This window comes from Bradyrhizobium sp. BRP22, from assembly GCF_020194175.1.
Classification (GTDB): domain Bacteria; phylum Pseudomonadota; class Alphaproteobacteria; order Rhizobiales; family Xanthobacteraceae; genus Bradyrhizobium.
The window spans coordinates 1-442 of the sequence record NZ_JADYVX010000126.1 but is presented as its reverse complement, the minus strand read 5'-3'; the positions used below and the strand labels follow the sequence as shown (position 1 = coordinate 442).

The following is a 442-nucleotide window of genomic DNA, read 5'->3' as shown; positions in this document are numbered from 1 at the left end:
GGACTTGCAAGGATTCTTGGTTCTCCTTGTAAGGCCTCGAACCTTCCACAGTGGCGCATCCCGTGGCGCAAAGGCCTGACCTCCAGCTCCTCGCCCCGCGAGGAAAAAAGAGGCCGCAGCAGGAACAATTGAAATCGCTTCGCGGCGAGAGCACGATCTCGCGTGAATGTCGACACGAGCGATGTCGAAGGACTGCGAAGGGCGATTTCTCCTGGCAGTTTCCGCCTGAACAAGGACGGACAGATGAAGCGAGCAAGGTTCACGGAAGAAGAGATTATCGCGGTGTTGAAGGAGCATGAGGCTGGGGCAAAGATGGCCGACCTGGCTCGCAAGCATGGAATCTCCGAGGCGACAATCTACAATTGGAAGGCCAAATTCGGCGGCATGGACGTCTCTGAGGCCAAGCGGCTGAAGGCGCTGGAGGAGGAGAACGCGAAGCTGA

1 protein-coding gene is annotated in these 442 nt (G+C 57.7%); it reads left to right on the top strand.

The genetic code is table 11. The features are described from left to right. Positions 1-243 precede the first annotated feature (243 nt). Positions 244-442: transposase (locus tag I6F35_RS39665; protein WP_225122974.1), on the top strand; the 199-nt coding region annotated here is incomplete at its 3' end.